The sequence below is a fragment of the Rossellomorea sp. QJM3NY_18 genome (genome assembly GCF_056173145.1).
The window spans coordinates 2,601,965-2,627,339 of sequence record NZ_CM149659.1 but is presented as its reverse complement, the minus strand read 5'-3'; the positions used below and the strand labels follow the sequence as shown (position 1 = coordinate 2,627,339).

Genomic DNA, 25,375 nt, shown 5'->3' with positions numbered 1-25,375 from the left:
CATTCTTGCAAGATTGTTATAAGAAATTTGGTGATAAAGTGGAATACAATGTGAAGATTGACGCTTTTGAAGGTCCTATGGATCTTCTTTTGCATCTGATTAACTCGTTAGAAATTGACATATATGATATTCCTATGGCTCAGATCACGGAGCAATATATGTTATATGTACATACGATGAAGAATTTGCAACTGGATGTTGCCAGTGAATATCTAGTGATGGCAGCTACGTTACTCGCCATAAAAAGTAAAATGCTCCTTCCTAAACATGATGAGGGAAAGATGAGCGATGAAATCGAATTTGAAGAGGAAGATCCCCGGGACGAACTGGTGGAGCGGTTAATTGAGTATCGTAAATTTAAAGAAGCAGCGAATGAACTGAAGCTTCGTGAGGAAGAGCGGGGGCAAGTGTATACCAAGCCTCCAAGCGACCTTTCAGAATTCAGTGAAGAGGTCGATTTGAAGAATACTGAAGTTCAGGTATCTTTATATGATATGCTTGGAGCTTTTCATAAATTATTGAGAAGGAAAAAACTTCAACGACCCGTTCAAACGAGAATTACTAGACAGGAAATATCCATTGAGAAAAGAATGAATGATATTCTGGAAAATTTACAGAATCTAAAAAGTCGCACATCCTTTAAAAATCTTTTCCCCTCTGATAGCAAAGAGCATCTCGTGGTGACGTTCCTTGCTGTGCTGGAATTAATGAAGCGGAAACAAATCATTGTCAACCAGGATAAAAACTTTACGGAAATATTTGTAGAAGCAGGAGAGGAGGCTGGAATGGTTGAGCAGTATTAATTGGAAAGGGGTCCTTGAAAGCTTATTGTTTGCAGCGGGGGACGAAGGTCTATCACTGAAACAGGTCTGTTCTGTACTGGAAATCGAAGAACAGAAAGCAAAGGATGTCCTTGAAGACTTGAAGAATGATTATGAGAATGATTCCAATAGAGGCATATACATCATTGAAATTGCAGGAACCTTTCAATTAGTGACCAAAAAAACAAATGCCGACTACTTAAAGAAGCTGGTAGAATCACCCCATGTCAGTTTCCTTTCACAGGCAGCCCTTGAAACCCTTGCGATTATTGCGTATAAACAACCAATCACGCGGACGGAAATCGAGCAAATCAGAGGCGTCAAGACGGAGCGTCCCATTCAGACCCTTACGTCAAAAGGGCTCGTTAAAGAAGTGGGCAGGGCGGAAGGGACCGGCCGTGCATTCTTATTCGGTACAACGAAAGAATTTCTGGACTACTTCGGCCTGAAAAGCATCGAGGAACTTCCGCCTCTTCCTGAGAATATTGAAGATGAATTCGCCCAGGACGAAGCCGACCTGTTCTTTGAGAAGTTTCAGGAGACGATGGAAACGAACGAATAGAAGAAAGTTTATGAACAGGCAGAACTGTGAAGATACAATGACAGTCCTGCCTGCTTTATGTTCGACAGGGGGATCAAAAATTCAAGTACCCGGACACAGCCTACGGTAGCTGTGTTTTTTTGTTTTGGCTACGTCCATTGGAGATAAACACTTCCCCTTTATAATCCGGCCCTTTGCTTTCGAGATTTCACTCATATTACCCCTTGTCCTCTCATAAACTTGTACAAACACGTTAGATTTAAAGGAGTAGATGGGTGTGAATCGAAAGAGATCGAAATTTTACATATATTATTTCCTTATATGTGCTTTTCTGTTTGTATCTGTTTCCAATAAGGTTCAGGCTGCACCTTCAGTCAGTGCACAAAAAGCAATCCTAATGGATCAGGAAACAGGGCGCATTCTATATGAAAAGGATGCCCATACTCAAAGTCGCATTGCAAGCATCACCAAGATCATGACAGCGATCCTTGCCGTGGAGTCTGGAAAGATGGACCAGAAAGTAACCGTATCACAGAACGCAGCAGGCACGGAAGGTTCTTCCCTTTACTTGAAGGCAGGAGAGAAGATAAAACTTGAGGATCTCGTATACGGGTTGATGCTCAGGTCAGGGAATGATGGGGCAGTCGCCATTGCAGAATTTGTAGGAGGAAGCCTGGACGGTTTTGTATATATGATGAATGAAAAAGCGAAGGAAATCGGGATGGAAAATACTCATTTCTCCAATCCCCACGGACTGGACGACCATGAAGATCACTATTCGACTGCGTATGATATGGCCGTTCTGGCACGATATTCAATGGAAAACGATAGGTATAAGGAAATTGCGGGCACCAAAGTCCACACAGCACCGAACCCTGATGAGAAGTGGGACCGCAAGTGGAAAAACAAAAATAGACTGCTGACGGAATTATATAAATATAGTACAGGAGGGAAAACGGGTTATACGAAACTGGCAAAAAGAACGCTCGTTTCCACCGCTTCCAAGGATGGGGAGAATCTGATTGCCGTGACCCTGAACGGCCCCGATGACTGGAACGATCATATCGGAATGTTTGAATACGGATTTAAACACTATGATTATAAAATCGTTCTCGACAAAGGCAGAATTGAAAAAATGGATGATGAAATCTATAAAGACCATGCCTACCTGAAACGGGAGTCTGTGTTACCGTTGACAGATGATGAAGTGGATAAGGTCAAAGTGGAGTATAAGATGTTGAAGCCGAAAGAGGAATGGTTAAAGGGTCAGCATGTGCCTGGGGTAGTCGGGAAGGCAGTAGTTTATCTAGGGGATAAGGAAGTAGATACCCTTCCCGTTTTTTATAAAACATCAGACGAAAATAAAGAAGAAAAAAGCTGGTGGAAATTTTGGGCATATTCCTTCGAATCCATCATTGGGGTACGTGACCATGGTTAACTTGATATGGGTGGGGATGACCATTATCGGGTTGATATTCGCGATTATTAACGGGAAAATGGCCGAAGTGAATGAAGCCATTTTTACTTCAGCAAATGAAGCTGTCACCTTATGCATTGGATTGGTCAGTGTATTGGTGTTTTGGCTGGGGATTATGAGAATCGCCCAAGAAGCAGGTTTACTTGATAAATTGGCAAAGTTATTCAGGCCATTCGTGAAGAGGCTGTTTCCGGAAGTACCTGATAACCATCCGGCAATGGGCTATATCCTTTCCAATATGATGGCCAATATGTTCGGTTTGGGAAATGCTGCGACCCCACTCGGGATCAAAGCCATGGAGCAGTTAAAAAGCTTAAACGGGGGAAGGGATGTTGCAAGCAGGTCGATGATCACATTCTTGGCGATCAATACCTCAAGCATCACGATCATTCCGACAACGGTGATCGCGATCCGTATGAAATATGACTCTGCTTCGCCAACTGAAATTGTAGGACCGACTCTGATTGCCACGATGCTATCCACCATTGGTGCGATTCTGATCGACCGTTATTTTCATTATAGGCGAACCCGTCGAGAGGTGAAGTAAATGCAATGGATATCCACCATTTCCTTATGGCTGATTCCCATCATGATTGGGTTTATATTAATCTATGGGACCATCAAAAAGGTCCCGACGTATGAAACGTTTGTGGACGGAGGAAAAGAAGGGATTAAAATAGCCGTATCCATCATTCCCTTTCTCATTGGGATGCTTGTGGCCATCACCATTTTTCGGGAATCAGGTGCCCTTGAATTCTTTGTTGGTCTTATCCGCCCTGCTTTGCTTGCACTGGGTATCCCCCCGGAAATCGTTCCTCTGGCCATCATCAGGCCGATTTCCGGAACCGCTGCCCTCGGCATGATGAGTGATATCATCGCCACCAACGGGCCCGATTCGTTCATCGGAAGACTCGCTTCCACCTTACAGGGCAGCACGGATACAACGTTATATGTACTAACCGTATATTTCGGTGCAGTTGGAATCCGGAAAATGGGGGATGCCCTGAAAGTGGGTCTCCTGGCCGATCTCGTAGGAATAGCAGCCGCCATCTTCATCGTCACCATCATGTTTTAATGATTGGCTGTCATTGTAACTTTATGGTTTTGACAAAGCGAGAAGTAGTTGATTTTCGCTCCAATCAACTTTTTAAAGTGAGTTTTTCCCCTAAACTCAAAAATGTCATGTTTGATTCCGATCACATCACGCTCTAAAGAGTAAAGTGATTTATTATAACAAGTGTAAAATCCTCTTTATCATTACTGAGTTTATAAAAACCTCTAGCTCTGCCACCAATTGCTTATTTAAAGGGTGAGGGGAACTGCGTAGAATCCTACGGAAAACGGGCGTGTCGAGACCCCGGAAGCGAACTGTGCTGAGGAGGCTCGGCCGAACGTCCGTGGAAAGCGGAGCAGTTCCCCTCACCCTAAAGCACACACCTGTTGCAGAGCATTTAGGAACATAATCTAAAGCTTTAATGATCAGCCTCACCTTGCAGGAAAGATGAAAAGGCATAAAGGGATCGACTGAATTGGTCGATTTTCCTTTATGCCTTTCTATTTTGCCTGGATTGTGTAATAATTCATGAAGGTAAATGTATTGAAAATTAAATGAGGTGAAAGACCGTGGAACGATTACAGAAGGTAATTGCTCACAGTGGCGTGGCATCACGCCGTAAAGCAGAGCAATTAATTATAGAAGGTAAAGTAAAGGTCAATGGGAAAGTCGTAAAGGAACTTGGAACGAAGGTGTCACACTCCGATCGCGTTGAGGTGACGGGCATTCAAATCGAAAGAGAAAATAAAGTATATTATTTGCTCTATAAACCAAGGGGGGTCATCTCTGCTGTAACCGACGATAAAAATCGTCAGGTAGTAACGGACTTCTTCCCTGAAATCGAGGAAAGAATTTATCCTGTCGGCAGACTGGATTATGAAACTTCAGGAATCCTTCTGTTAACCAATGATGGCGACTTTGCCAATTCCCTGATGCACCCAAGCAATGAGATTGAAAAGACATATGTGGCAAGATTAAAAGGGATCCCGCCTAAATTTAAGATCCGCGAGCTTGAAAAAGGAATTAAATTGGAAGACGGAATGACCGCACCGGCTAAAGTGAAAGTCCTGAGTATCGATAAAAAGCAGGGGAAATCAATCGTGGAAATCTCGATTCATGAAGGAAGAAACCGTCAGGTCCGCCGGATGTTCGAAGCCCTGGGTTATCCTGTTCAAAAGTTGAAACGAGAAAGATATGCATTCCTCTCGCTCCACGGCTTGAATGCGGGTGAGGGAAGAGAACTGACACCACATGAAGTGAAACAATTAAGGACGCTTGCTGAAACAGGCAGCATCCACTAATGTCCCTCCTGGAAAGTGTCACATATCCTTCATATAATTTACATTAACTTTAAAGTGATAAATGATATAATGAGAAAGGAATTTTACCCTGAAAATCATGGGATATTTCTCTGCTCATTATGAGGATATGCAACCATACATTATGGCAGGGACTGATTTCATAAGTGGACTCTTATGACTTCAGGCCCTTTGCTACTGTAAAGAGAGAAAAACTTCTCCATTCTTGAGAACGATTTCAATTTGGGAGGCACAGGTAAATGATTAAGAAAAAACGCAGATTGCTCATCCGGACCATTATTCTCATTGTGCTGACTTCTGCAGTTGCGTATACCCTTTATGCAAACTTTACGAAGGATGAAAGAGGAATGTTAAAGGAAGGCGACAAGGCACCTGACTTTGTTCTAACCGATATGGAAGGGAATACACACCGCCTTTCCGATTATGAAGGAAAAGGAGTCTTCTTGAACTTCTGGGGAACATGGTGCAAACCGTGTGAAAGGGAAATGCCTTTTATGAACAATCAATTTAAGAAGTATCAGGATCAAGGCGTACAGATTTTAGCTGTAAATGTAGGGGAATCCGATTTTCTCATTAACCGATTCGTTTCAAAACATGGGTTAGAGTTCCCTATAGTAGTAGACAAAGAAGAGGAAGTGCAGAATGCATATGGGATCGATCCACTCCCGACGACGTTTCTGATTAACCCTCAAGGAGAAATAGAAAAGATCATAACAGGTACGATGACAGAAAACGATATCATTGAAGATTTAGAGAGCATCAAACCGTAAGGCAGTTTAACTTGAAATAAGGAGTTTTAGCATGAAAGAGATTAAATGTGTATGCGGTCATGTGAATCCAATTGGTACCGTTCTCTGTGAATCCTGTGGACGGGCTTTAACGGAGGAAGCAAAGAATGAAATGCTCCATGACATGCGTTACGAGGGGAGTGCAAGACGTTCCCAAACGTATAATAAATCGATTATAGATAAGATTTGGAATTTCTTTTCATCTGTGAAAGTGGGCGTGTGGTTAATCGTCACCACGCTTATTGCTTCAGCAGTGGGAACGATACTGCCCCAGGAACAGTATATTCCAAATGGTCAGCCTGCAGATGAATACTATGAAGATGTCTATGGTTTTTTCGGAGAACTATACTATACGGTAGGTTTCCATGATCTATATAGCTCATGGTGGTACTTGCTATTAATTGCATCCATTGGTGTTTCCCTCGTCATATGCAGCCTGGACCGGGTGATTCCCCTCTATCGAGCCTTGAAGAACCAACGTGTCTCAAGGCATGTCGGCTTCTTGAAACGTCAAAGGATATATGGGAAAACGGACACGACCGAATATCATGAATCCCTCGGCAAAATAAAAGAAAAGCTGACCCGGAAAAAATATAAGATCCGGGAAGAGGATGGAAATATCCTTGCAGAGAAGAACCGTTTCTCAAGATGGGGTCCCTATGTAAATCATATCGGTCTTATCATCTTCTTATTCGGAGGCATGCTTCGATTCGTCCCGGGGATGTACATCGACGAAACGGTGTGGATCCGTGAAGGAGAAACGAGAGCGGTTCCGGGTACGGACCAGGAATATTACTTAGAAAACAAAGGATTCACCCTGGAGACATACGACAAGAATAAGGATAAAGAAGTATTCGGTGAAGCGATTGACAAAAACGGGACTATCGCGAAGAATTTCCAATCGGATGTGATCCTGTATAAGGAATCAGGAGATCGCGTTCCCGGTCAAAAGGCAGAACGCACGAAAGAACAGGAGGATTCCATTAAAGTAAACCATCCTCTTAAATTCGGGAATTTTGCTGTCTACCAAACAAGTTATAAACTGGATGAATTCAAATCCATGTCATTTACCCTGGATAATAAAGAGTCAGGGGAAAGCTTCGGTAAATTCACAGTCGATTTATTCGATCCGCAAAATGCGTATACGTTTGAAGATGGGTATAAAGCAGAACTTATGGGATATTATCCGGACTTCTCGGGGTTCAACGAACAGGGTGAACCGCAAACCAAATCTCCCCTGCCAAATAATCCGGCATTTCTGTTTAAATTATTCTCACCTGAAAAGCCCGAAGGTGAAATCAGTTTTGTAGGAATCCGAAAAAACCTTGAGCCCTTAGGTGAAAATGCCTATAAATTGTCATTTGCAGGTGTCGAGACGAGAGATGTATCGGCCTTAACCGTACATAAAGATCTTACCCTCTGGATCCTGGCTCTTGGAGGAGCAATCTTCATGATCGGTGTTATACAGGGTGCCTACTGGCATCACAGAAGGATCTGGATCAGGCGGAGTGATGATGGGGATGGACTCATCGTAGCCGGACATACGAACAAAAACTGGCATGGTTTGAAAAATGAAATCAGCCTTGTATTGGAAGGCACTGGAATCAATGAGCCTGTCGATCAACAACAAAAGGACGATGTAAGGAGGAATGAGGATGTCAACGACAACAATGGCAGAGTGGAGCAGTAATTTACTTTACGTATCCTTCATCATGTATTTGATTGCGACTCTGTTTTTTGGCGGGAGTATCCGTCAAAAGAATACAACGGAAACGAACCAGAAGAAATGGGGCTTTATCGGGATTGCTTTAACCCTTGTCGGATTTGCCTCTCAATTGGGGTACTTCTTTCTTAGATGGGGCGCTTCGGGACATGCACCTGTAAGTAATTTATTCGAATTTACGACCTTTTTCGGTATGATGCTTGTCGGAGCCTTCATCATTCTTTACTTTATGTATAAGACGACGATACTTGGTGTCATTGCACTGCCATTCGCCCTTTTGGTGATTGCATACGCCAGCATGTTTCCAAAGGACATCAGTCCACTCATCCCTGCACTTCAAAGTGATTGGTTGAAGATCCACGTCACAACCGTTTCGGCAGGGGAAGCGATTCTTTCCATCAGCTTCGTGGCAGGACTGATCTACTTACTGAAATCAGTTCAGCATACAAAAGGCAGCAGGCAGTCATTCTGGCTCGAAACCGTGATGTATTCACTGGTTATCGTACTGGGGTTTGTTGTCGCCTCGACGGCATTTACCCTTGGGCATTACGAAGCGAACTTTCAATACGTGAATCAACAGGGTGAAGAGGCGGTTTCTGAATACACCCTCCCTGCCCTGGTAGGTCCGAATAAAGGTGAACTATTAAGCGAAGACGTGATGGAGCCGCTCGTTGAAATGCCTGCTCTCATCAATGCGAAGAAATTAAATACCGTGATTTGGTCATTTATGATCGGAACAGTCATTTATCTTCTTCTCCGCTTGATCTTCAGAAAGCGGATCGCTGCTAAGATGCAGCCGCTTGTAAAGAATGTGAACCTCGACCTGATGGACGAAATCGGTTACCGTTCTGTATTGATCGGCTTCCCGGTATTCACTCTTGGGGGACTCATCTTTGCCATGATCTGGGCACAGATCGCCTGGACCCGCTTTTGGGGATGGGATCCTAAAGAGGTCTGGGCATTGGTTACATTCTTATTCTATGCAGCCTTTCTCCACCTCCGCATGTCTAAAGGCTGGCATGGCGAGAAATCGGCATGGCTTGCTGTTGTTGGGGTTGCGATCATTCTATTCAACCTTATAGCGGTTAATCTAATTATTGCAGGGTTACACTCATACGCTTAATCAATCGTAAGGAAAGGAAGGAGCTGACAACCATGAGAATACAATTCTCTTCCCAGTCAGCTTCTTTTTTTATACAAAATAGAGGATAATATAGTGTAAATATACAAAGGGGGATGTACCCATGGAAGAAAATATTCGCATTCTGGTTGTAGATGATGAAGATCGAATCAGAAGACTGCTAAAGATGTATTTAGAAAGAGAAAACTATGAAATCGATGAAGCGGAGAATGGAGAACAAGCGTTGGAAATGGCTCTCGAACAAAACTATGATTGCATCCTATTGGATATCATGATGCCTGGAATGGATGGAATCGAAGTGTGTCAGCACCTTCGGGAAAGCAAGGCGACCCCCGTCATCATGCTTACTGCCAAGGGTGAAGAAGTGAATAGGGTACAAGGTTTCGAAGTCGGGACCGACGACTATATCGTAAAGCCTTTCTCACCCCGTGAAGTGGTTCTCAGAGTGAAGGCACTTTTACGACGCTCCACAAAATCAAGTTTCATTCAGACGGATGCAAAAGCAAAGGACCTGATCGTTTATCCCCATCTGACAATCGATAATGATGCACACCGGGTATCGGCGGATGGAATCGATGTCAATTTGACCCCTAAAGAATATGAACTCTTATATTTCCTTGCGAAAGCTCCTGATAAAGTATTTGATCGTGAGCACCTTCTGAAGGAAGTATGGCATTACGAATTCTTCGGTGATTTGCGTACGGTGGATACTCATGTGAAACGATTAAGGGAGAAGCTGAACAAAGTGTCTGAAATGGCAGCTAAAATGATCGTAACCGTATGGGGAGTGGGCTATAAATTCGAGGTAACAAATGAATGAGGCTTTGGCGTAGTGTAGTAGGGAAACTGTGGGTGACCATCCTGCTTCTGGTTTCCTTTGTATTATTTATACTTACCATCTTATTGCTGGAATTTTTTCAGAATTATCATGTAGGTGTAGTGGAGAAAGAGCTGACCCATACGGCTGAAAAAGTAGCCAGGGTCATCGAGAATCATAATGATCTGACCATCGGAATGGAACTGGGGAAAGAAATCATCGATGAACCTGTGAATATCATCATTTCCCTGGATCAAAACCAATCTTTTTATTCTCAAGACTCGACTGTCTTTCAAAAGAAGATCCACCAGTATATCTCGAAGGATAACAAGCTACAGTCAGTCAAATCAAAGGAAATAACCGTTAAAAAAGAGGTTGAATTATCCAAGGAGTCGTCTAATCGATATGAGAATGTCATCGTAGTCGGGACGCCCCTTCATATTAATGGGGAAGATGGAGCCGTTTATCTCTATCAGTCCCTTGGGGTAATCAAAGATACGACACGACAAACCACCAAACTGATTCTGCTTGCGGCAGGGATTGCCATCATTCTTACGACCATCTTTGCCTTTTTCCTTTCCACACGTATCACTGCACCGCTCCGGAAAATGAGGGAAGCGGCTTTCGAAGTAGCAAAGGGGAAGTTCGATACAAAGGTACCGATCCTGACGAAGGATGAAATCGGTGAACTTGCTACAGGCTTCAATCAAATGGGAAGGCAGTTGAAGTTTCATATCAATGCACTCAGTCAGGAAAAAGAACAGCTTTCATCCATTCTCAGCAGTATGGCTGATGGTGTGATCACCTTTAATCGGGACGGGACCATCCTGATCACGAACCCCCCTGCAGATCGTTTCCTACAACACTGGTATTACGAACAAAGTGAAGAGGGTGAAGAAGCGATACCGACGACTGTAAGAGAGTTATTGCAGAGTGTGGTCGTAACTGAAATGGAACAAACTGATGAACTGAGTCTGCAAGGGCGATCCTACGTAGTGATCGTGAGCCCCCTATATAATAATAACAATATCAGGGGAGCGGTCGCGGTAGTTCGTGACATGACCGAAGAGCGGAGATTGGATAAGCTTCGGAAGGATTTCATCGCCAACGTCTCCCACGAATTGCGCACACCCATTTCCATGCTGCAAGGGTATAGTGAAGCGATCGTGGATGATATTGCAGGATCGGAAGAAGAGAAGAAAGAAATTGCCCGCATCATCTATGATGAATCGCTACGCATGGGAAGGCTCGTGAATGATCTCCTGGATCTTGCCCGCATGGAAGCCGGGCATATCACCCTGAACAAGGATGTCATCGAAGTGATGCCTTTCACGGAAAGAGTGACAAACAAGTTCATCGGATTGGCCAAGGAAAAAAAGGTTTTCATCTACTTTGAAAGTGATGTGGAGATGAATAAAGAAATCATTATGGACCCCGATCGAATTGAACAAGTATTAACGAATCTCATCGATAATGCTTTGAGGCATACGCCAACGGGAGGGGAAGTGACGGTTTCCCTGACGAAAAAAAAAGGCGGATATCTGTTCCATGTCAAAGACACGGGTTCCGGCATACCTGAAGAAGATCTTCCCTTTGTATTCGAGCGTTTTTACAAGGCGGACAAAGCCAGAACAAGAGGGAAGTCGGGAACAGGTCTCGGCCTCGCCATCGCTAAGAATATCATTGAATCCCATAAGGGGCATATTCAGGTGCAAAGCAAAGTCGATCAAGGGACAACCTTCACTTTCTTTCTCCCTATTTAGCCAATTATCGATCATCTCCATAGAAACATGACGATTTTTCTTGTTACATGGGAAACATTCTTTATTTTTTGTTTTATTTCAAGAAGGTTGTTGAAAAAGAGAAAATGGGCCAGCAGGGTGATTCTCCCTGCTGGCTTTTTCCATGCTATTTCCCGTCAATCTGGGTCTTTCCTTTTCACCTGAATAATACTATATTGATAGTGTGTAACTTTTTTACATATAAAACGACTAATAATCTGACGGGGAGGGAATAAAGTGAACTCCGTTTTTGAGAAATTATACTCTGCTTATCATCAGGATGTATTTCAATTCCTCATATACATCGTACAAAATAAACAGCAGGCTGAAGACCTAGTTCAAGAAGTCTATATAAGGGTGCTTAAATCTCATGAGAATTTCGAAGGGAAAAGCTCCGAAAAGACCTGGCTTTTTTCCATTGCGAAAAATGTAGCGATTGATCATTTCAGAAAACAAAAAAACTGGAAAAACCGTATTCTGGATAAATTCGATTGGAGTCGCAATGAAATAACAGACGACGGGGCACTTCCCGAAGAGATCGCCGTTGCCAATGAAGAGATCCAAGTGTTGTATGAATGCTTAAAATACTGCACAACGGACTTTCGAATGGTCATCATCATGCGTTACTTACAGGAACTTTCAATCACCGAAACCTCTGAGGTGCTTGGCTGGTCAGAAAGCAAAGTGAAGACGACCCAGCATAGGGCCATCAAATGGTTGAGAATTGAAATGAATCACCGGCTCCCAAAGGAGGAAAGAGACATTGAACAAGTCAGAATGGAAAGATCGTGATATTGAGTACCTCATCAAAAAGCTTCCTCAAATCAAAGATGACCGAACTTCTCAATATATCCAAGCAAGAATGGAAAGTCGAAAAAAGAAAAGTCAAGCTTCATTCAAACGATTCATACCGGCAGTTGCTGCACTTGCCGCCATATTCATCATGGTCCTACTCGCTCCCACCGTTCTAAATCAACTAACGGAAACCAGCATGGACAAACCTGAAACGGGAACGGCCGATTCAACGGGAAGCTCTGAAAATAATATGGAAATGGCTTCCCGGGAGAAGAAAACAGAACTTCCTCCCGAATCGAGGAAAGAAGAGAAAGTCGCTGTGACGGAAGATAATCAAAAAGAAAACAACAAGCTGACAATGTCTGAAGACCCTCAAGAACCTAAAAAAAGGCTTTCTCTCTATGAAGATGACATAAAGGGAAAGGAATTATATAACTTTGGACTTGTTTCACCGGATGCAGTACCCATACCTGTATCGATTGTCGAAGAACAGAAAAAAGAAGACTGGTTAACAAGACATGAACAAATTGCCGAGAAGCTACCTGAAACGGACTGGGGACTTGAAGACTACCTTCCTTTAAATGGCGACGTGTCTTTCGACAAAAATAAGGTCATCTTCACTCTCCGGCCTGATCACTCTTACAGTGGCAGCAGTGCAGTCGAATACGCATTTTATCACTCTCTTCAATATTCATTCCAACATAAGGGTTTAGAAGAGGTCGTACTGAAAAATCAGGACGGCTCGGTCCCTCAATTCAGTTCCATGGGAGAATTCTCAAGTGTTGATTTGAATGAAAATACACACAGTGCATACTATCTATACTCGCCAAATGGAAAGGACCGATTCCTAGTTCCGGATAATATAAACAGAGGGGGGACCAAGGAGGCAATCCAGGCAATGAAAAGTGCAGAGAAGGGCCTCTTTCAAAGTGTCATCCCGAAAGAGATCAATTTCATTGTGGCAGAAGCAGATGAAGTGGTAACCATCAGTTTCTTAAACGAATTGGATTTGACCTCTTTAGACGAACAAACCGCACAGGAGATGATTGAAGGGATATTACTGACAAGCAGGAGTTCCGGATATGAGAGCGCCCGGTTTGAAAACATCAAACAGGATAGCTGGAACGGTTTCGACTTTACAGGACCTATCAAGACACCGATCAGCCCGAATAAAAAGAGCTTACTAAACTAAATAACATGCATAAGGCCAGAAACGGATTTGACCTCCGATTCTGGTCTTTCCTATTTTTTAGCCATGAGATGAATATTTGCCTCATACAAAGACAAACTACTCAAAGGAAAAATATCTCAAAAAGTATGCTGGTGCATGTAATGAGGGGGAAAAGGTTAGAATGGTGTAATACATATAGAAGTCGAGGTACATCTGTCAATAAGAGCGAAGGAGGACAAGCATGATTTTCGATTATGCAAGAAGGCTTTTCATCGTTTTTCTTTTAACGTTATGTGTATTCATGATGTTCTTAAACGGTAATGAGGCAAAAGCAGAGGGGGATAAGGTATCAGGGGACACAGCTTCCTGGACATTTCCCGTAGAAGGCATGGTAACAGATTCATATGGTACCCGGTCGGGTTCTCACAAAGGCATGGATATCGGAGGGGAAGCCGGGTCGCCTGTGTATTCTGTCGACAAAGGAAAAGTGATCAAATCCTATCTTTCAGAGAGCTATGGTCATGTTGTATTCATCAGGCATGAAAATGGATATGAAACCGTCTATGCCCATCTTCAAAGCAGGCTTGTGGATGAAAATCAGGAAGTGGCACAAGGTCAACAACTTGGACGATTAGGGAATACGGGAAGATCAACGGGGGCCCATCTTCACTTTGAAGTACATAGGGGGGAGTGGACGATTGATAAAGAAAATGCAATCGATCCCTATCGTGTTTTCGGTCATGGGGAAGTCGGGCAGCTTGTATTTGCGAAAGAGCAGGATCCTTTCCAGATAGTTGGTGTCGCAGGTAATCTGGAATCGCCTCCTGATGAGAGGGCAGAAGAGGGGGTGCATATCGTACATGAAGGAGAGACCCTTTGGGGGATTTCCCGACAATACGATTTGTCAGTTGAAGATATAATGCAGGAAAATGCATTGAAGAGCTCCGAGTTAAAGGTCAATCAGAGATTGATGATACGGGGGTCATCCCCTGAAGGGCAGTACGTAGTGAAGCAAGGGGACACGCTCTATTCCATCTCTATGGTAGAGGGGATCGATATGGATGAACTGGTCTCGAAGAATGATTTGAACCCGGCAACGGCGATATATCCTCAACAGGTGCTCAAGGTGGATTGAGTACGTCCTGAACAACGTGGAAAAGGGGTATCACCTAATTAGTTCGAATTCGAACTGTTTTTCTTCACATAACCCTCAACTTTATGTATAATGAGAATGTATAAAAAAATAAAGATTCGTCTTCGGGGCAGGGTGAAATTCCCTACCGGCGGTGATGAAACCACGTGTTTCTAAGCCCGCGAGCCTTTTGGGGCAGGATTTGGTGCAATTCCAAAGCCGACAGTATAGTCTGGATGGGAGAAGATGAAGGTGATGGCCACAACGTTTAGAAAATGGGAAGCTAAACGTTTATTAGGGTATGCCTTTCATTCTCCGGGATATATATATCCGGGAGTTTTTTAATGCTGCCTTTGGCTTGAACCGTCTTCGATTTGAGATGAATCTCCTAAAGGAGAGAGAGTTATGAAAAAAATGAATACGCGCATGTTTGTCACAGTTGGTATGCTAAGTGCCATATCGTATGTACTAATGTTATTCAACTTCCCAATTCCACCATTTCCAAAGTTTCTAATGGTTGATTTCAGTGATGTACCAGCATTGATTGCGACGGTCACACTGGGACCGCTTGCAGGAATATTGGTTGAACTGTTTAAAAACGTGATCGATTATGTCATGACTGGAAGCGACACAGGTGTTCCGATTGGTCATGCAGCCAATTTTATTGCGGGAGTTCTTTTGATCCTGCCGACGTATTACATCTATTCACGTTTTCAATCGAAAAAAGGTCTGTTGATCGGACTGATCACAGGTACCGTCGTCATGAGTATAAGCATGGGGATCTTGAATTATTTCGTGTTCCTGCCTGCTTATAAATACTTCATGAACTTCGAGCTTCCTGCTGAAATTATCATTACCGGAATCGTTCCATTCAACATCTTGAAAGGGATTTTGGTTACATCCGTATTTACCTTACTGTTTGTCCGCCTTCAAGGCCCGCTATCAAGGCAAGCGGCCTTAAACAAAGCGGCATAGTGATCATATAAAATAAACCCCTCAACTATATTGAGGGGTTTTTCTATTGAGATGACTTACCATAAAAAAAGGCTAAGAAGAATAGATCTTCTTAGCCTTCATCCTTACTATTCAAATTTCAGTGCATCTCCGTCGAATGGTTCGTCAGATACTTTAATGGAATCTGTCGGGCAACCTTCGAATGCATCGATCATATCATCTTCCAATACGTCAGGAACTTCAACCGTTCCCTGGTTATCATCTAATGTTACAAATGCAATACCTTCATCATCATAATCGTAAATATCTGGAGCGGCAGCCCCGCAAGCTCCACATGCAATGCATGTATCCTTGTCAACGATCGTATATTTTGGCAAAGAAAAAACCTCCCGAATAAATAATTCTATATAATTCATCATTATACACAATGTCAATTTGTGAAAAATCACTTAATGTTTATTTTATAGAGGATTGAGTGACTTTTCAATAGTTAGGTGCTTTCTTTTTATTTTTATCCTATATAAGAAAAACAAAACATGGTGAAAAGCCAATTTCATGGTACAATATTTGACAATAACCTACATATTAAGGAGTAGAGAATTGACCTATCTTCATTATGTGATCCTATACTGTTTTTTGCAAATTAGTGGAGAACGTTCCGTTTACTCGGTATTTCATATTTTAAAAGGAAAGAAGTCATCCCAATCCATTCAGGATGCACATATTTTTCATCTGCAACCATTTTTCCTTTCATTACCTAAGCTGAAGCGGCCCTTTTTCAATCAAAAGGTAAAGGAATTGGAGAAAGAAGGATGGATCACTTTTGGTGAAAGCGATAATGCCCAAGTGTCACTCGAAGGATCCAAAGCCGTGAAAGAACATTTTCTGGGTGATCCTTTCCCTTCAGATATGAACGGGCTCATATATGGTGATCAAACCCGTCTATTCTGGATGAGATTGAGCCTTCTGGTTCAAGTGCTTTCCAATGCCAAACAACAGGAAACACTCTATTATCCGGTTCAGCGGAACAAACATACTCAGGAATGGGTAAAGGATTGTATCAGGACCCACCCTAATCGTGACCATCTCTCGTCCCAGCTGTATAAAGAGCTGACCACCCTGTTGAATACTCAAGGGAATGATCCATCATTATTGGTCTATCGATTAACCGGATATCGAGACTACGGGTGGACGGAGTTTCAGGTGGCAGAGAAAAAAGGAATGGATCCAGAAGAGTGCAGATTCAGATTCCTGAATTTGCTCCACGGTATGCTGACAGAAATAGAAAAGGACCCTGAAGGCTATCCTTTATTATATTCGATCAGCTTGAAAAGTGAGCACAGACAGAACTTGACCATATCGACCAGCAAGACTTACGACTTATATAAGAGGGGGCATACCCTCGAAGAAATTGCACAGATTCGTAAATTGAAACTCAATACCATTGAAGATCATGTCATCGAGTTGATTTTAACAGAAGAAGATTTGGCCATTGAACCCTTCATTACCAGGGAAGAATACGTAAATGTACTGAAAGTGATGAAGGAAGCACAAACGAAAAGACTTAAGCCCATTAAAGAAAAGCTCCCTCATTTGACTTATTTTCAAATCCGGGTCGCAATCGCAAAGGCAGGTGAAACACGTGAATTTGCAACGAGAACTTAAAGAAAGATTCGGTTATTCTTCCTTTAGGGAAGGGCAGGAAGAAATTATCCATTCCGTACTGAATCATCAGGATACGGTTGCTATGCTTCCGACAGGAACAGGGAAGTCGCTGTGTTATCAGCTGCCTGGATATCTTATGGATGGGCATGTGTTGATTATTTCTCCCCTGCTCTCTTTAATGCAGGATCAAGTGGAACAGATGAAAGTGATGGGGGAAAAGCGGGTTATCGCACTGAATTCTTTTTTGCCCTATATGGAAAGAAGAGACGCTTTGCAACAATTACATCTGTATAAGTTCATCTTCATTTCCCCTGAAATGTTAATGAATCGAGGGGTCATATCCTCCCTTCAATCATTGGATATCTCCCTATATGTGATTGATGAAGCCCACTGTATATCTCAGTGGGGACCTGATTTCAGGCCGGATTATCTAAAGCTCGGGGATCTGAAGGAGCTGCTCCGTAACCCGACCACCCTGGCATTGACGGCAACGGCGACAAAGGAAGTCAGGGAAGACATCAAGCAGGTGCTTCAAATGAATCATGCTGTTGAAATGGTTTATTCAGTCGATCGCGGGAATATTGGATTATTTGTTAATAGGGTAGCCGGACAAAGTGAAAAGCTGAATACTTTGTTAGAGTGTGTGAGAGCGTGGTCGGGTCCGGGGGTAGTATATTTCTCAAGTAAACGTATGGCTGAAGATGTTGCCCTCTGGCTTTCAGAGAAAGGTGTGGCAGATGTTGCCCACTACCACGGGGGAATGGAGCAAGAGGACCGGATCTTAATTCAGCAGCAATTCCTTTCGGGAAAACTGAGAATGATCTGTGCAACCTCAGCGTTTGGGATGGGAGTGAATAAAGAAAATATCCGATTCGTCATTCACTTTCATTTCCCATCCAGCATCGAAGCGTTTTTACAGGAAATTGGAAGGGCGGGCCGCGATGGGGAGAGTAGTGTTTCTGTCGTGTTATACTCAGAACAGGATCTTTCCTTGCCCTTACATCTCATTGAAAGCGAGCTGCCCGAGGATGATCAGATTCGAGGTTTTATTAACGAAAGCAGAAAGGGTCATTCGAAGGAGTTAATCGAACAGCTGCAGCTTACAGAGGTGCAGTATCGATTCCTTACGTATTACATAGATGAGTTGACCCGGGGAATGCCATTTGATCAAGATAGATTACTAGAAAAAGTGAAACAAATCCGGAATAATCGTTTACAATACAAGAAGGAGAAGCTGTACTCCATGATCAACTGGCTTCAAGCCTTTACATGCAGACGGGAGAAGCTGCTCGATTATTTCAATGAGAAAATGAATGTGGATCATCCATTTTGTTGTGATGTATGCGGTGATTCACTCGATGATTTCAAGACCAAGCCTTTCGCGTTAAATAGAGAAGAAACCGGTGTGACAAACTGGGAGAAAAGGTTAGAAAATTTATTATTAGGATAAGTGGTAACAATGCAGAAACAAGGGGAAATCATTCAACAGCTCACTAAGAAACAATTAACTTTCCATTTGTATTTTACTCAATTTTTACTATTAACGATTGCCTGTGTATTAGGTATATTTTTATTTGACGCAACGTCTGAATTCTGGAAACAGCTCAGGTTTTCCCCCATCATTTTTACGGTCGGGATGACGAGCGGTCTCCTGATCGTCATGATCGATATCCTCCTGATGAAGGTGTTACCTGCTAAATACTATGACGATGGCGGGATCAATACACGGATATTCACTAATCGAAGCATCTGGGAAATTGCCCTTTTAGCTTTTTTTATCAGTGTAAGTGAAGAGGTATTATTCAGGGGTGTGCTTCAATTTCATTTTGGACTGGTCATCTCAAGCATTATTTTCGCACTCATTCATTTCAGGTATTGGGCTCACTGGTTTTTAATCATCAATATAGTACTGCTCAGCTTTTGGATCGGTTTCATTTATGAATCCACAGATAATTTATTGGTTACGATCATCATGCACTTTGTCATCGATTTTTTACTCGGCTTACACATGCGTAAGAATGGAAGACAAAGAAGTAAAGAAGGGATGTCACATGAGTAAAGACCCATATCGAGATCAGGCAGCGAAACGGAAGATAAAAATTGAACGAGTCCCTGAGGAACCACCCGCCAAAAAAAGGGAGCCGCTTCCGCCAAGAAGTGAGCTGCACAGAGAAAAACATCAAAAGAACAAATGGAAAATGAAATATCCTGTAATCAGTATGCTGCTCTTATTTTTTATTTTATTGCCTCTGACTGTTTTTGGCATTTACTCTTTTTACGATCACAGAAATGGTCCCCTGGTCGTCATGTCGGAAGATGTAGATGACGTGGTTGAAGTCCGTTATGATCAAGAAAATGAACAAGAAGAAAGTGAGGCTGCCGTGGCCCCTCAAACGGAAGAAGAGCCTCCTGAAAAGGAACAGAAAAAGGTATCATCGAAAGAGTCCGCTTCCTCTTCGGGTGAGAAGAATCAACAAGCCTCGGGGCCACCACCTAAAGAAACGGTAGAAGAAAAGCCGAAGGAGCAGATTAAAAAGGAACCAAAAGAAGAACCACAGGAAATAGAGAAAGAAGAACCAAAGGTCAAGGTTGTGTATCATACGGTTAAACCAAAGGAAACCTTGTACCGGATCGCCATGAATTACTACCATTCCCCATCTGGCGTTGATCGGATCAAAGAATGGAATAAGATTCAGGATACTGAAATCCAAACAGGCCAAGTGTTGGAAATCCCGTTGGATCAATAAAACATCCTCCCCATCATATGGGGATGGGTGTTTTTTTATGGGGAATTTACATTTATTTGCAACAATCATCTTTAGGATATAACATTACGTATCCATTTTAATATGCTGATTCTATCTCACTGGACATGCTCATACATTATAAGGAGGGAAGGGGTGTATATAGATGGACCGGGGAGGAAAGGGATTTGGGGAATGGACAGATCAAGCAACGGAGCAAATGCTCTATAACCTGATTGAAAAAAAACAAAAATTTGATAAAGCGAAGGCCCTTCACCTTTATGCATTATGGGGGGCAATGTTTGCATCCTTCTTTTTTCTGTATTATTTGACGAAATTCGTGTTAGGCCCTTATTCATACTCGTTTGCTGCGATGTTCTCTATCTTTGTATCTGATTCCATTCATTTATTCATGGCACTGTTTCTGGTTGTGCTATTCGGAGCTGCAAAAATATTATATGAAAAAAAGGAAAAGAAAGAGAAAGAATATCATGCATTAAGATGCGAAGTCATCGATCGCAGTAAAGATTTATGGAAAGAAGAAGCGTGGAAAAAGAGGCATCATGTATACGATAAAATGAAAAAAGAATGGGATATCAATCTATTTCATGGCAGTAAATAAGAATCCAGTGCTTCATGGAAGCACTGGGAGTGTATGATGACAGGCATGCACTTATCTCACACTTGCCATGGCCACGGTGCATCTTTCCAATCCCACGGGTAATTGGAGTAGCTGTACCCATAATGGGTCAGGGGACCGAACTCCTTTTCAAACTTCTTTTTAATTTGTTTTCGCGTTTTTACATACATATTGTACTGTGAGATGGCTTCATAGTCTTCCGGGTGGGTGTCCAGGTACAGAGTGAGATCGACAATGACGAAATCGATCGCCTGCAATTCTTCCAACACGTCATAATAATGGGCGGGAAGTTGTTTCATATGGGATCATTCTCCCTTCGTTTTTTCGTAGGGACTATAATACGGATCATAAAATACTTTCCACAACGTCCCCTTCTGCAATGCCTCTTTAGGTGAATATTGTTCCAAATTAGGGGGCTGAAACCCAAGATACAGGTTTGGGGGAGTCGAATATACCTTCCGTGTAATCGGCTTACACGGATCATTTGGACTTATATACGGATAATATGCTTTATAGAACTCATGCATACGGATACCTCCTTTAAATGAATTCCTTCGTAACAACATATGATAGGAGGAATGGGAACATGTTATTTTATATAAATTCATAAGAATGAAGGGAAATACAAGGGAAATGTTGAATACTTAAGGTGTAGGAAATTAATGATGAGGTGGTCAAATGTTTGTTAAAAATGCCATGATACCGAAACACAAATGCTATGTGGTGGATGGAAACGATTCAGTTGAAAAGACGCTGACGGTGCTTGAACACCATAAAATCGATGGGGTACCTGTCCTTTCGAATGAAGAGTTTAAAGGCGTAGCGACCCGTTATAATATCTATCAAAGCTTCTTCCTTTCCGGAATGGACAAGGAAACCTTTCTCAAAGAGAAAAAAGTCAGTGATATCATAACAGATTCGGACAAATATATGACCGAAAAGGATGTATTTGAAAATGCATTGATCGAATTAAAAGATTCGCCGATCCTCCCGGTGGTAGGCGAAAATAATAAGTTCCTGGGACTCGTTACACGCTTTGACGTCCTGGATCAATTCAGAAGTGCATTCGGCATGGATCAGAAAGGAGTACGCATCGCTTTCTCTTCTGTAGAAACGGAAGGACGGATCGCGAGGCTCGGTGACATCATCCAACAACATTCAGAATCGGTGATATCCCTAGTAACGTTCGATGAATCGGATAAATTGTTACGTCGTATTGTCCTCAAGGTGGAAAAGAAGGACAATATGGATAAATTCCTTCATAAGTTAGAGAAATCGGGATTCCGAATTCTCGATATACATGAAGATGAATAATTGAATAAATCCCTGTATGAAAAAAAATCCTTCTCATAAGATTTATGGGAGGGATTTTTTTGATCAATCATTTTGTGAAACTGATAATTACGTTTCTTTTAGGGTATCTATTCATTACATGGTTTCCGGCATCCGAACGATTTACAAATCCTGAATTCATTGTGGAGATGGTCCTCAATCCGGTACAGTTCTTTGCAGCGTCCATTGCTTTTATGATGGGGATATTGATCCAGGTGAATGTACTGAAAGCTGAATTCTATTCTATCCTACAATTATGGAATGGAAAACTACATAAAGAATCAATCCTCATTCCATTTCACTTAGCGGTGATCTGCGTGTTGAGCGGGTATGGCATATGGCAAACCATGATTTTTTCCTGTTCAGCGATTTTTTATGGTATCATTTCAATAGATTTTCGCCGTCAAGGAGGCCACAATGCTTGAATTTTGTATTATTTTATTGGCAGGGGGAGTAAGCCTCCTCTTTTATATGTTATATGAAGCCCGACGTAACGTTGTAAAGATTGAAAACGTTAAGCTGCCCTCTTATCCTGAACAAATGAAGCCCGTATCCCTTTTTTTCATTTCCGATATACATAAACGGGAAATTTCAAATGAAATCATCGAAGACGTGAAGGGAAAAACGGATCTTGTCATCATCGGAGGGGACCTTTTGGAAAAAGGGGTGCCTTTTTCAAGGGTCGAACGTAATCTCGACAAACTCCTGACATTGGGGAGCGTTTATTTTGTATGGGGAAATAATGATTATGAAGTGAATACAAGCAGGTTAAAACAGATATTCAAGAAAAAAGGAATCATCGAAATCGTCAATTCTTCAGTGAAAGTGAAGATTCATAATGGTGTCATCAACTTGATAGGAGTGGACGACGCAAGTACCCAACGGGCAAATTATGAGGCTTCACTTGAACGGGTACACCCTGATGAATTCAATCTTTTGGTCAGTCATGATCCAAGACTTGTGAATCAAGTTCAGAAAAAGGACGGAATCGATTTCATGGTAAGCGGTCATACGCACGGGGGGCAGATTCGCCTGTTCGGTTGTGGGATGTATAAAAAAGGAAGACTTGAAACTCTCCCGGAGACCACCCTATTAGTAACAAATGGCTACGGGACAACCGCCATTCCTTTACGACTGGGTGCCCCGGCCGAAACCCACTTGTTGGTGATGGATAAAGAATGAAATGAACAAATGTTATCCATTACCTATACAAGTTTTACACAATAAGGTTTCTCTATTATAATTTTAGAGAGATGAGAAATACTTGGGGGACTATTTATGAGCGATGAAAAGAAGTTGGAAGGCAAATACAATATTAAAGCTGTGTCTACCATTTTAGGGATTCAACCGGGAACATTGAGGGCATGGGAGAGAAGGTATCAGATCATTGCACCTGTGCGGAATGAATCCGGGCACCGTTTGTATACCGAACAGCATTTAAATATATTGAAATGGCTTGTTGAAAAGGTGGATCAAGGCTTTACCATCAGTCAAGCCGTTGCGTTACTGGACAAACAGGAACTGGAAGAGAATGAAATCACATCCTCCGAACAAAAGGATCGCACCCAAACGATTTCCGATGATCTCTTAAAGGCTTTATTAAGTTTTGATGAAACAAAAGCCCATGAATTGATCAACCAGTCGTTTACGGTGTATACGATTGACAAGGTGGTCATCGACATTCTCGGGAGCCTCCTGGTAAGGATCGGGGATTTATGGGAAAATGATGAAATCACGACGGCCCATGAGCATTTTGCCACTTCCATCCTCAGGTCCCGGATCGGTATCATCATGCATTCATTCCCGCATAACGGGATATTACCCAAGGTAGTGGCTGTCTGCGGCCCTGGGGAATGGCATGAATTAGGATTATTGATCTTCACTCTTTATGTACGAAGAAAGGGGTTTGAAGTCATCTATCTGGGATCGAGCATAAAAGAGAATGATATTGACGTCGTACTGGATGAAGTGGATCCAAAGTTTTTATTCTTCTCATGCACACTGCTTGAAAACGTTGGTAACCTCCTTTCCCTCGTTACGTCCTTAAAGAACGAGCGAAAAAACCTCGTGATCGGAATGGGCGGATTCGCAGTTGATCATTTGTCCAAAGACGTAAAGGCAGAATTTGATGAACACATCGTGGGACAATCGAAATCCGAATGGGAACAATGGCTCAAAAGTAAATTATAAGTGGAGTATGCACTGTTTTTTGCCCCTTACATAGTATGATGATAAATCGTTACACTCTAGGGGGTACGAAGATGAAGCTCGAAAGAATTTCGGACAATAAAATAAAATTTTCCATTAGTGTAGAAGAGTTAGAACAAAAAGGCTTGTTTGAACAAGACCAATGGAAAGATTCCTATATGTGGCATGATCTGTTCGAAGACATGTTAGATGAAGTACAAGGGAAGTTCGGCATTGAAACGCAGATGGAAATCACAGTGGAGATCGAATCATTTGATGATCAGGAAATCTGCTTGATCCTCACGTTAGAATCAGAAGATGACTTTTCTGACTGGGAAGAAGGTACCGAAATGATGAAATCCATGAATGATCACGATGTTCTCGTGTATTTCGATGATTTCGAAGACTTACTCAACCTTCTTGAACGGATCAATAAGATGGGAAAGTTGAGCCATTCCCTCACTCAATGCAGTATTTTTTATTATGAAAAAAAGTATTACGTACTTATAGAGAATTTGCTTGAAGGCGACAGCTTCGTCCTTGAAGCAATTTGCGTAGAATATGGTCAACACTCGACGATCACGAAGCATATCCTCATGGAATATGGCCGAGTTGTGTTACAAAGGGATTCCATCGAAAAGATATTGTATTATTTTTGACTAGTTGATACTGGTATTGAATCTACCCCCTTTAAATATATGTTTTATACTGGAACTCATCAGTTTTTGCACTCTCAGGGTCAATCTTGGGGGTGTTTTTTGATTGGTTGGAAGCGTGTCCAGCTCCGGCGGCTAGTCCCTCGAGGTCATAAGGTCAATAGTCCAAGAAGGCAAATACCGCCTTCCCGGCCCATTGACCTTATGCTTGTCGGGCCTGACCAAGCCGCCTCCGCTTTTCGATGTGTCCAGCTCCGGCGGCTAGAGGCTCGAGGTCATAAGTCAAACCGGCCAAAAAGGCAAAAAACGCCTTTGTGTCCGTTTCGTCTTATGCTTGTCACCTCTAAGCAAGCCGCCTCCGCTTTTCGATGTGTCCAGCTCCGGCGGCTAGTCCCTCGAGGTCATAAGGTCAATAGTCCAAGAAGGCAAATACCGCCTTCCCGGCCCATTGACCTTATGCTTGTCGGGCCTGAACAAGCCGCCTCCGCTTTTCGATGTGTCCAGCTCCGGCGGCTAGTCCCTCGAGGTCATAAGGTCAATAGTCCAAGAAGGCAAATACCGCCTTCCCGGCCCATTGACCTTATGCTTGTCGGGCCTGAACAAGCCGCCTCCGCTTTTCGATGTGTCCAGCTCCGGC

28 protein-coding genes and 1 riboswitch are annotated in these 25,375 nt (G+C 42.6%); of the genes, 25 read left to right on the top strand and 3 right to left on the bottom strand.

What is annotated here, in order from left to right:
* Positions 1–38: 38 nt before the first annotated feature.
* The 15 genes from AC0VXY_RS13530 (at position 39) to AC0VXY_RS13460 (ending at position 15,535) form a co-directional block, all read left to right on the top strand.
* Positions 39–803, top strand: a complete 765-nt coding sequence (locus tag AC0VXY_RS13530) for a segregation/condensation protein A (RefSeq protein ID WP_435994477.1) — start codon at positions 39–41, stop codon at positions 801–803.
* A complete protein-coding gene (gene scpB, locus AC0VXY_RS13525) occupies positions 790–1,383 on the top strand; it encodes an SMC-Scp complex subunit ScpB (protein WP_435990263.1) in 594 nt (197 codons plus the stop codon). Before AC0VXY_RS13530 ends, scpB begins: the two co-directional genes overlap by 14 nt.
* Positions 1,384–1,639: 256 nt before the next feature.
* Entirely contained in the window at positions 1,640–2,800 is a 1,161-nt protein-coding gene (locus AC0VXY_RS13520) for a D-alanyl-D-alanine carboxypeptidase family protein (protein ID WP_475525527.1), read from the top strand.
* A complete protein-coding gene (locus AC0VXY_RS13515) occupies positions 2,793–3,386 on the top strand; it encodes a nucleoside recognition domain-containing protein (protein ID WP_060672297.1) in 594 nt (197 codons plus the stop codon). The genes AC0VXY_RS13520 and AC0VXY_RS13515 overlap by 8 nt, the downstream gene beginning before the upstream one ends.
* Complete coding sequence (locus AC0VXY_RS13510; RefSeq protein ID WP_034758235.1) at positions 3,387–3,914, top strand: spore maturation protein; 528 nt, start codon at positions 3,387–3,389, stop codon at positions 3,912–3,914.
* 548 nt (positions 3,915–4,462) lie between these two features.
* Positions 4,463–5,194: a pseudouridine synthase gene (locus AC0VXY_RS13505; protein WP_435990265.1), complete on the top strand. Its 732-nt coding sequence runs from the start codon at positions 4,463–4,465 to the stop codon at positions 5,192–5,194.
* 260 nt (positions 5,195–5,454) lie between these two features.
* Positions 5,455–5,982, top strand: a complete 528-nt coding sequence (resA, locus tag AC0VXY_RS13500) for a thiol-disulfide oxidoreductase ResA (protein WP_475527868.1) — start codon at positions 5,455–5,457, stop codon at positions 5,980–5,982.
* 31 nt (positions 5,983–6,013) lie between these two features.
* A complete protein-coding gene (gene resB / locus AC0VXY_RS13495) occupies positions 6,014–7,690 on the top strand; it encodes a cytochrome c biogenesis protein ResB (RefSeq protein WP_435990267.1) in 1,677 nt (558 codons plus the stop codon).
* Positions 7,671–8,846: a c-type cytochrome biogenesis protein CcsB gene (ccsB, locus tag AC0VXY_RS13490; protein ID WP_435994479.1), complete on the top strand. Its 1,176-nt coding sequence runs from the start codon at positions 7,671–7,673 to the stop codon at positions 8,844–8,846. Before resB ends, ccsB begins: the two co-directional genes overlap by 20 nt.
* A gap of 121 nt (positions 8,847–8,967) precedes the next feature.
* Positions 8,968–9,684 (top strand): response regulator transcription factor, encoded by a 717-nt coding sequence (locus AC0VXY_RS13485; protein ID WP_034758246.1) that lies wholly within the window; start codon positions 8,968–8,970, stop codon positions 9,682–9,684.
* Positions 9,681–11,444, top strand: a complete 1,764-nt coding sequence (locus AC0VXY_RS13480) for an ATP-binding protein (RefSeq protein WP_475525526.1) — start codon at positions 9,681–9,683, stop codon at positions 11,442–11,444. Before AC0VXY_RS13485 ends, AC0VXY_RS13480 begins: the two co-directional genes overlap by 4 nt.
* A 255-nt stretch (positions 11,445–11,699) precedes the next feature.
* Positions 11,700–12,254, top strand: a complete 555-nt coding sequence (gene sigX, locus AC0VXY_RS13475; RefSeq protein ID WP_475525525.1) for an RNA polymerase sigma factor SigX — start codon at positions 11,700–11,702, stop codon at positions 12,252–12,254.
* Entirely contained in the window at positions 12,226–13,449 is a 1,224-nt protein-coding gene (locus tag AC0VXY_RS13470) for a hypothetical protein (RefSeq protein WP_475525524.1), read from the top strand. Before sigX ends, AC0VXY_RS13470 begins: the two co-directional genes overlap by 29 nt.
* 220 nt (positions 13,450–13,669) lie before the next feature.
* Positions 13,670–14,563, top strand: a complete 894-nt coding sequence (locus AC0VXY_RS13465; protein WP_475525523.1) for a peptidoglycan DD-metalloendopeptidase family protein — start codon at positions 13,670–13,672, stop codon at positions 14,561–14,563.
* Between the two features lie 114 nt (positions 14,564–14,677).
* Positions 14,678–14,812, top strand: a riboswitch (FMN riboswitch).
* 153 nt (positions 14,813–14,965) lie between these two features.
* Entirely contained in the window at positions 14,966–15,535 is a 570-nt protein-coding gene (locus AC0VXY_RS13460; protein ID WP_475525522.1) for an ECF transporter S component, read from the top strand.
* 107 nt (positions 15,536–15,642) lie between these two features.
* Here the strand turns inward: AC0VXY_RS13460 and AC0VXY_RS13455 are convergent, their stop codons facing one another.
* Complete coding sequence (locus AC0VXY_RS13455; RefSeq protein WP_034758261.1) at positions 15,643–15,891, bottom strand: ferredoxin; 249 nt, start codon at positions 15,889–15,891, stop codon at positions 15,643–15,645.
* A 223-nt stretch (positions 15,892–16,114) separates the two neighbouring features.
* Here AC0VXY_RS13455 and AC0VXY_RS13450 point away from each other — a divergent pair, with 223 nt between their 5' ends.
* The 5 genes from AC0VXY_RS13450 to AC0VXY_RS13430 all read left to right on the top strand — a co-directional run bounded on the left by AC0VXY_RS13450 (position 16,115) and on the right by AC0VXY_RS13430 (position 20,545).
* Positions 16,115–17,179, top strand: a complete 1,065-nt coding sequence (locus tag AC0VXY_RS13450) for a YpbB family protein (protein WP_475525521.1) — start codon at positions 16,115–16,117, stop codon at positions 17,177–17,179.
* The gene (locus AC0VXY_RS13445) at positions 17,157–18,629 is read left to right on the top strand and encodes a RecQ family ATP-dependent DNA helicase (protein WP_475525520.1); all 1,473 of its coding nucleotides are present in this window, start codon (positions 17,157–17,159) and stop codon (positions 18,627–18,629) included. Before AC0VXY_RS13450 ends, AC0VXY_RS13445 begins: the two co-directional genes overlap by 23 nt.
* A 9-nt stretch (positions 18,630–18,638) precedes the next feature.
* On the top strand, positions 18,639–19,238 hold the full coding sequence (locus tag AC0VXY_RS13440) for a lysostaphin resistance A-like protein (RefSeq protein WP_475525519.1): 600 nt from the start codon (positions 18,639–18,641) through the stop codon (positions 19,236–19,238).
* A complete protein-coding gene (locus AC0VXY_RS13435; protein WP_475525518.1) occupies positions 19,231–19,926 on the top strand; it encodes a LysM peptidoglycan-binding domain-containing protein in 696 nt (231 codons plus the stop codon). Before AC0VXY_RS13440 ends, AC0VXY_RS13435 begins: the two co-directional genes overlap by 8 nt.
* 163 nt (positions 19,927–20,089) lie before the next feature.
* Complete coding sequence (locus AC0VXY_RS13430) at positions 20,090–20,545, top strand: DUF2663 family protein (RefSeq protein WP_435990277.1); 456 nt, start codon at positions 20,090–20,092, stop codon at positions 20,543–20,545.
* A gap of 56 nt (positions 20,546–20,601) precedes the next feature.
* Here the strand turns inward: AC0VXY_RS13430 and AC0VXY_RS13425 are convergent, their stop codons facing one another.
* The gene (locus tag AC0VXY_RS13425; protein ID WP_435990278.1) at positions 20,602–20,862 is read right to left on the bottom strand and encodes a spore coat protein CotJB; all 261 of its coding nucleotides are present in this window, start codon (positions 20,860–20,862) and stop codon (positions 20,602–20,604) included.
* Between the two features lie 6 nt (positions 20,863–20,868).
* Positions 20,869–21,090 (bottom strand): spore coat associated protein CotJA, encoded by a 222-nt coding sequence (locus AC0VXY_RS13420; protein WP_435990279.1) that lies wholly within the window; start codon positions 21,088–21,090, stop codon positions 20,869–20,871.
* A 151-nt stretch (positions 21,091–21,241) separates the two neighbouring features.
* On the opposite strand from AC0VXY_RS13420, the gene AC0VXY_RS13415 reads away from it, so the two are divergent.
* The 5 genes from AC0VXY_RS13415 to AC0VXY_RS13395 all read left to right on the top strand — a co-directional run bounded on the left by AC0VXY_RS13415 (position 21,242) and on the right by AC0VXY_RS13395 (position 24,741).
* Positions 21,242–21,877, top strand: a complete 636-nt coding sequence (locus AC0VXY_RS13415) for a CBS domain-containing protein (RefSeq protein ID WP_475525517.1) — start codon at positions 21,242–21,244, stop codon at positions 21,875–21,877.
* Between the two features lie 59 nt (positions 21,878–21,936).
* Positions 21,937–22,320, top strand: a complete 384-nt coding sequence (locus tag AC0VXY_RS13410; RefSeq protein WP_435990281.1) for a hypothetical protein — start codon at positions 21,937–21,939, stop codon at positions 22,318–22,320.
* Positions 22,313–23,077, top strand: coding sequence for a metallophosphoesterase (locus tag AC0VXY_RS13405; RefSeq protein ID WP_435990282.1), 765 nt, complete (start codon positions 22,313–22,315; stop codon positions 23,075–23,077). The genes AC0VXY_RS13410 and AC0VXY_RS13405 overlap by 8 nt, the downstream gene beginning before the upstream one ends.
* 96 nt (positions 23,078–23,173) lie before the next feature.
* Positions 23,174–24,085: a MerR family transcriptional regulator gene (locus AC0VXY_RS13400; protein WP_475525516.1), complete on the top strand. Its 912-nt coding sequence runs from the start codon at positions 23,174–23,176 to the stop codon at positions 24,083–24,085.
* Between the two features lie 71 nt (positions 24,086–24,156).
* Entirely contained in the window at positions 24,157–24,741 is a 585-nt protein-coding gene (locus AC0VXY_RS13395) for an adaptor protein MecA (RefSeq protein WP_435990284.1), read from the top strand.
* Positions 24,742–25,375: the final 634 nt, after the last annotated feature.

Excerpts from the sequence above, each read along its gene's own strand:
- AC0VXY_RS13425 (WP_435990278.1), bottom strand. The coding sequence starts at position 20,862 with ATGAAACAACTTCCCGCCCATTATTATGACGTGTTGGAAGAATTGCAG.
- AC0VXY_RS13395 (WP_435990284.1), top strand. The coding sequence starts at position 24,157 with ATGAAGCTCGAAAGAATTTCGGACAATAAAATAAAATTTTCCATTAGT.
- AC0VXY_RS13460 (WP_475525522.1), top strand. The coding sequence starts at position 14,966 with ATGAAAAAAATGAATACGCGCATGTTTGTCACAGTTGGTATGCTAAGT.
- AC0VXY_RS13440 (WP_475525519.1), top strand. The coding sequence starts at position 18,639 with ATGCAGAAACAAGGGGAAATCATTCAACAGCTCACTAAGAAACAATTA.
- AC0VXY_RS13420 (WP_435990279.1), bottom strand. The coding sequence starts at position 21,090 with ATGCATGAGTTCTATAAAGCATATTATCCGTATATAAGTCCAAATGAT.
- AC0VXY_RS13415 (WP_475525517.1), top strand. The coding sequence starts at position 21,242 with ATGTTTGTTAAAAATGCCATGATACCGAAACACAAATGCTATGTGGTG.
- AC0VXY_RS13435 (WP_475525518.1), top strand. The coding sequence starts at position 19,231 with ATGAGTAAAGACCCATATCGAGATCAGGCAGCGAAACGGAAGATAAAA.
- AC0VXY_RS13480 (WP_475525526.1), top strand. The coding sequence starts at position 9,681 with ATGAGGCTTTGGCGTAGTGTAGTAGGGAAACTGTGGGTGACCATCCTG.
- AC0VXY_RS13430 (WP_435990277.1), top strand. The coding sequence starts at position 20,090 with ATGGACCGGGGAGGAAAGGGATTTGGGGAATGGACAGATCAAGCAACG.
- ccsB (WP_435994479.1), top strand. The coding sequence starts at position 7,671 with ATGGCAGAGTGGAGCAGTAATTTACTTTACGTATCCTTCATCATGTAT.
- AC0VXY_RS13510 (WP_034758235.1), top strand. The coding sequence starts at position 3,387 with ATGCAATGGATATCCACCATTTCCTTATGGCTGATTCCCATCATGATT.
- AC0VXY_RS13515 (WP_060672297.1), top strand. The coding sequence starts at position 2,793 with ATGGTTAACTTGATATGGGTGGGGATGACCATTATCGGGTTGATATTC.
- AC0VXY_RS13400 (WP_475525516.1), top strand. The coding sequence starts at position 23,174 with ATGAGCGATGAAAAGAAGTTGGAAGGCAAATACAATATTAAAGCTGTG.
- AC0VXY_RS13465 (WP_475525523.1), top strand. The coding sequence starts at position 13,670 with ATGATTTTCGATTATGCAAGAAGGCTTTTCATCGTTTTTCTTTTAACG.
- resB (WP_435990267.1), top strand. The coding sequence starts at position 6,014 with ATGAAAGAGATTAAATGTGTATGCGGTCATGTGAATCCAATTGGTACC.
- AC0VXY_RS13405 (WP_435990282.1), top strand. The coding sequence starts at position 22,313 with ATGCTTGAATTTTGTATTATTTTATTGGCAGGGGGAGTAAGCCTCCTC.
- AC0VXY_RS13485 (WP_034758246.1), top strand. The coding sequence starts at position 8,968 with ATGGAAGAAAATATTCGCATTCTGGTTGTAGATGATGAAGATCGAATC.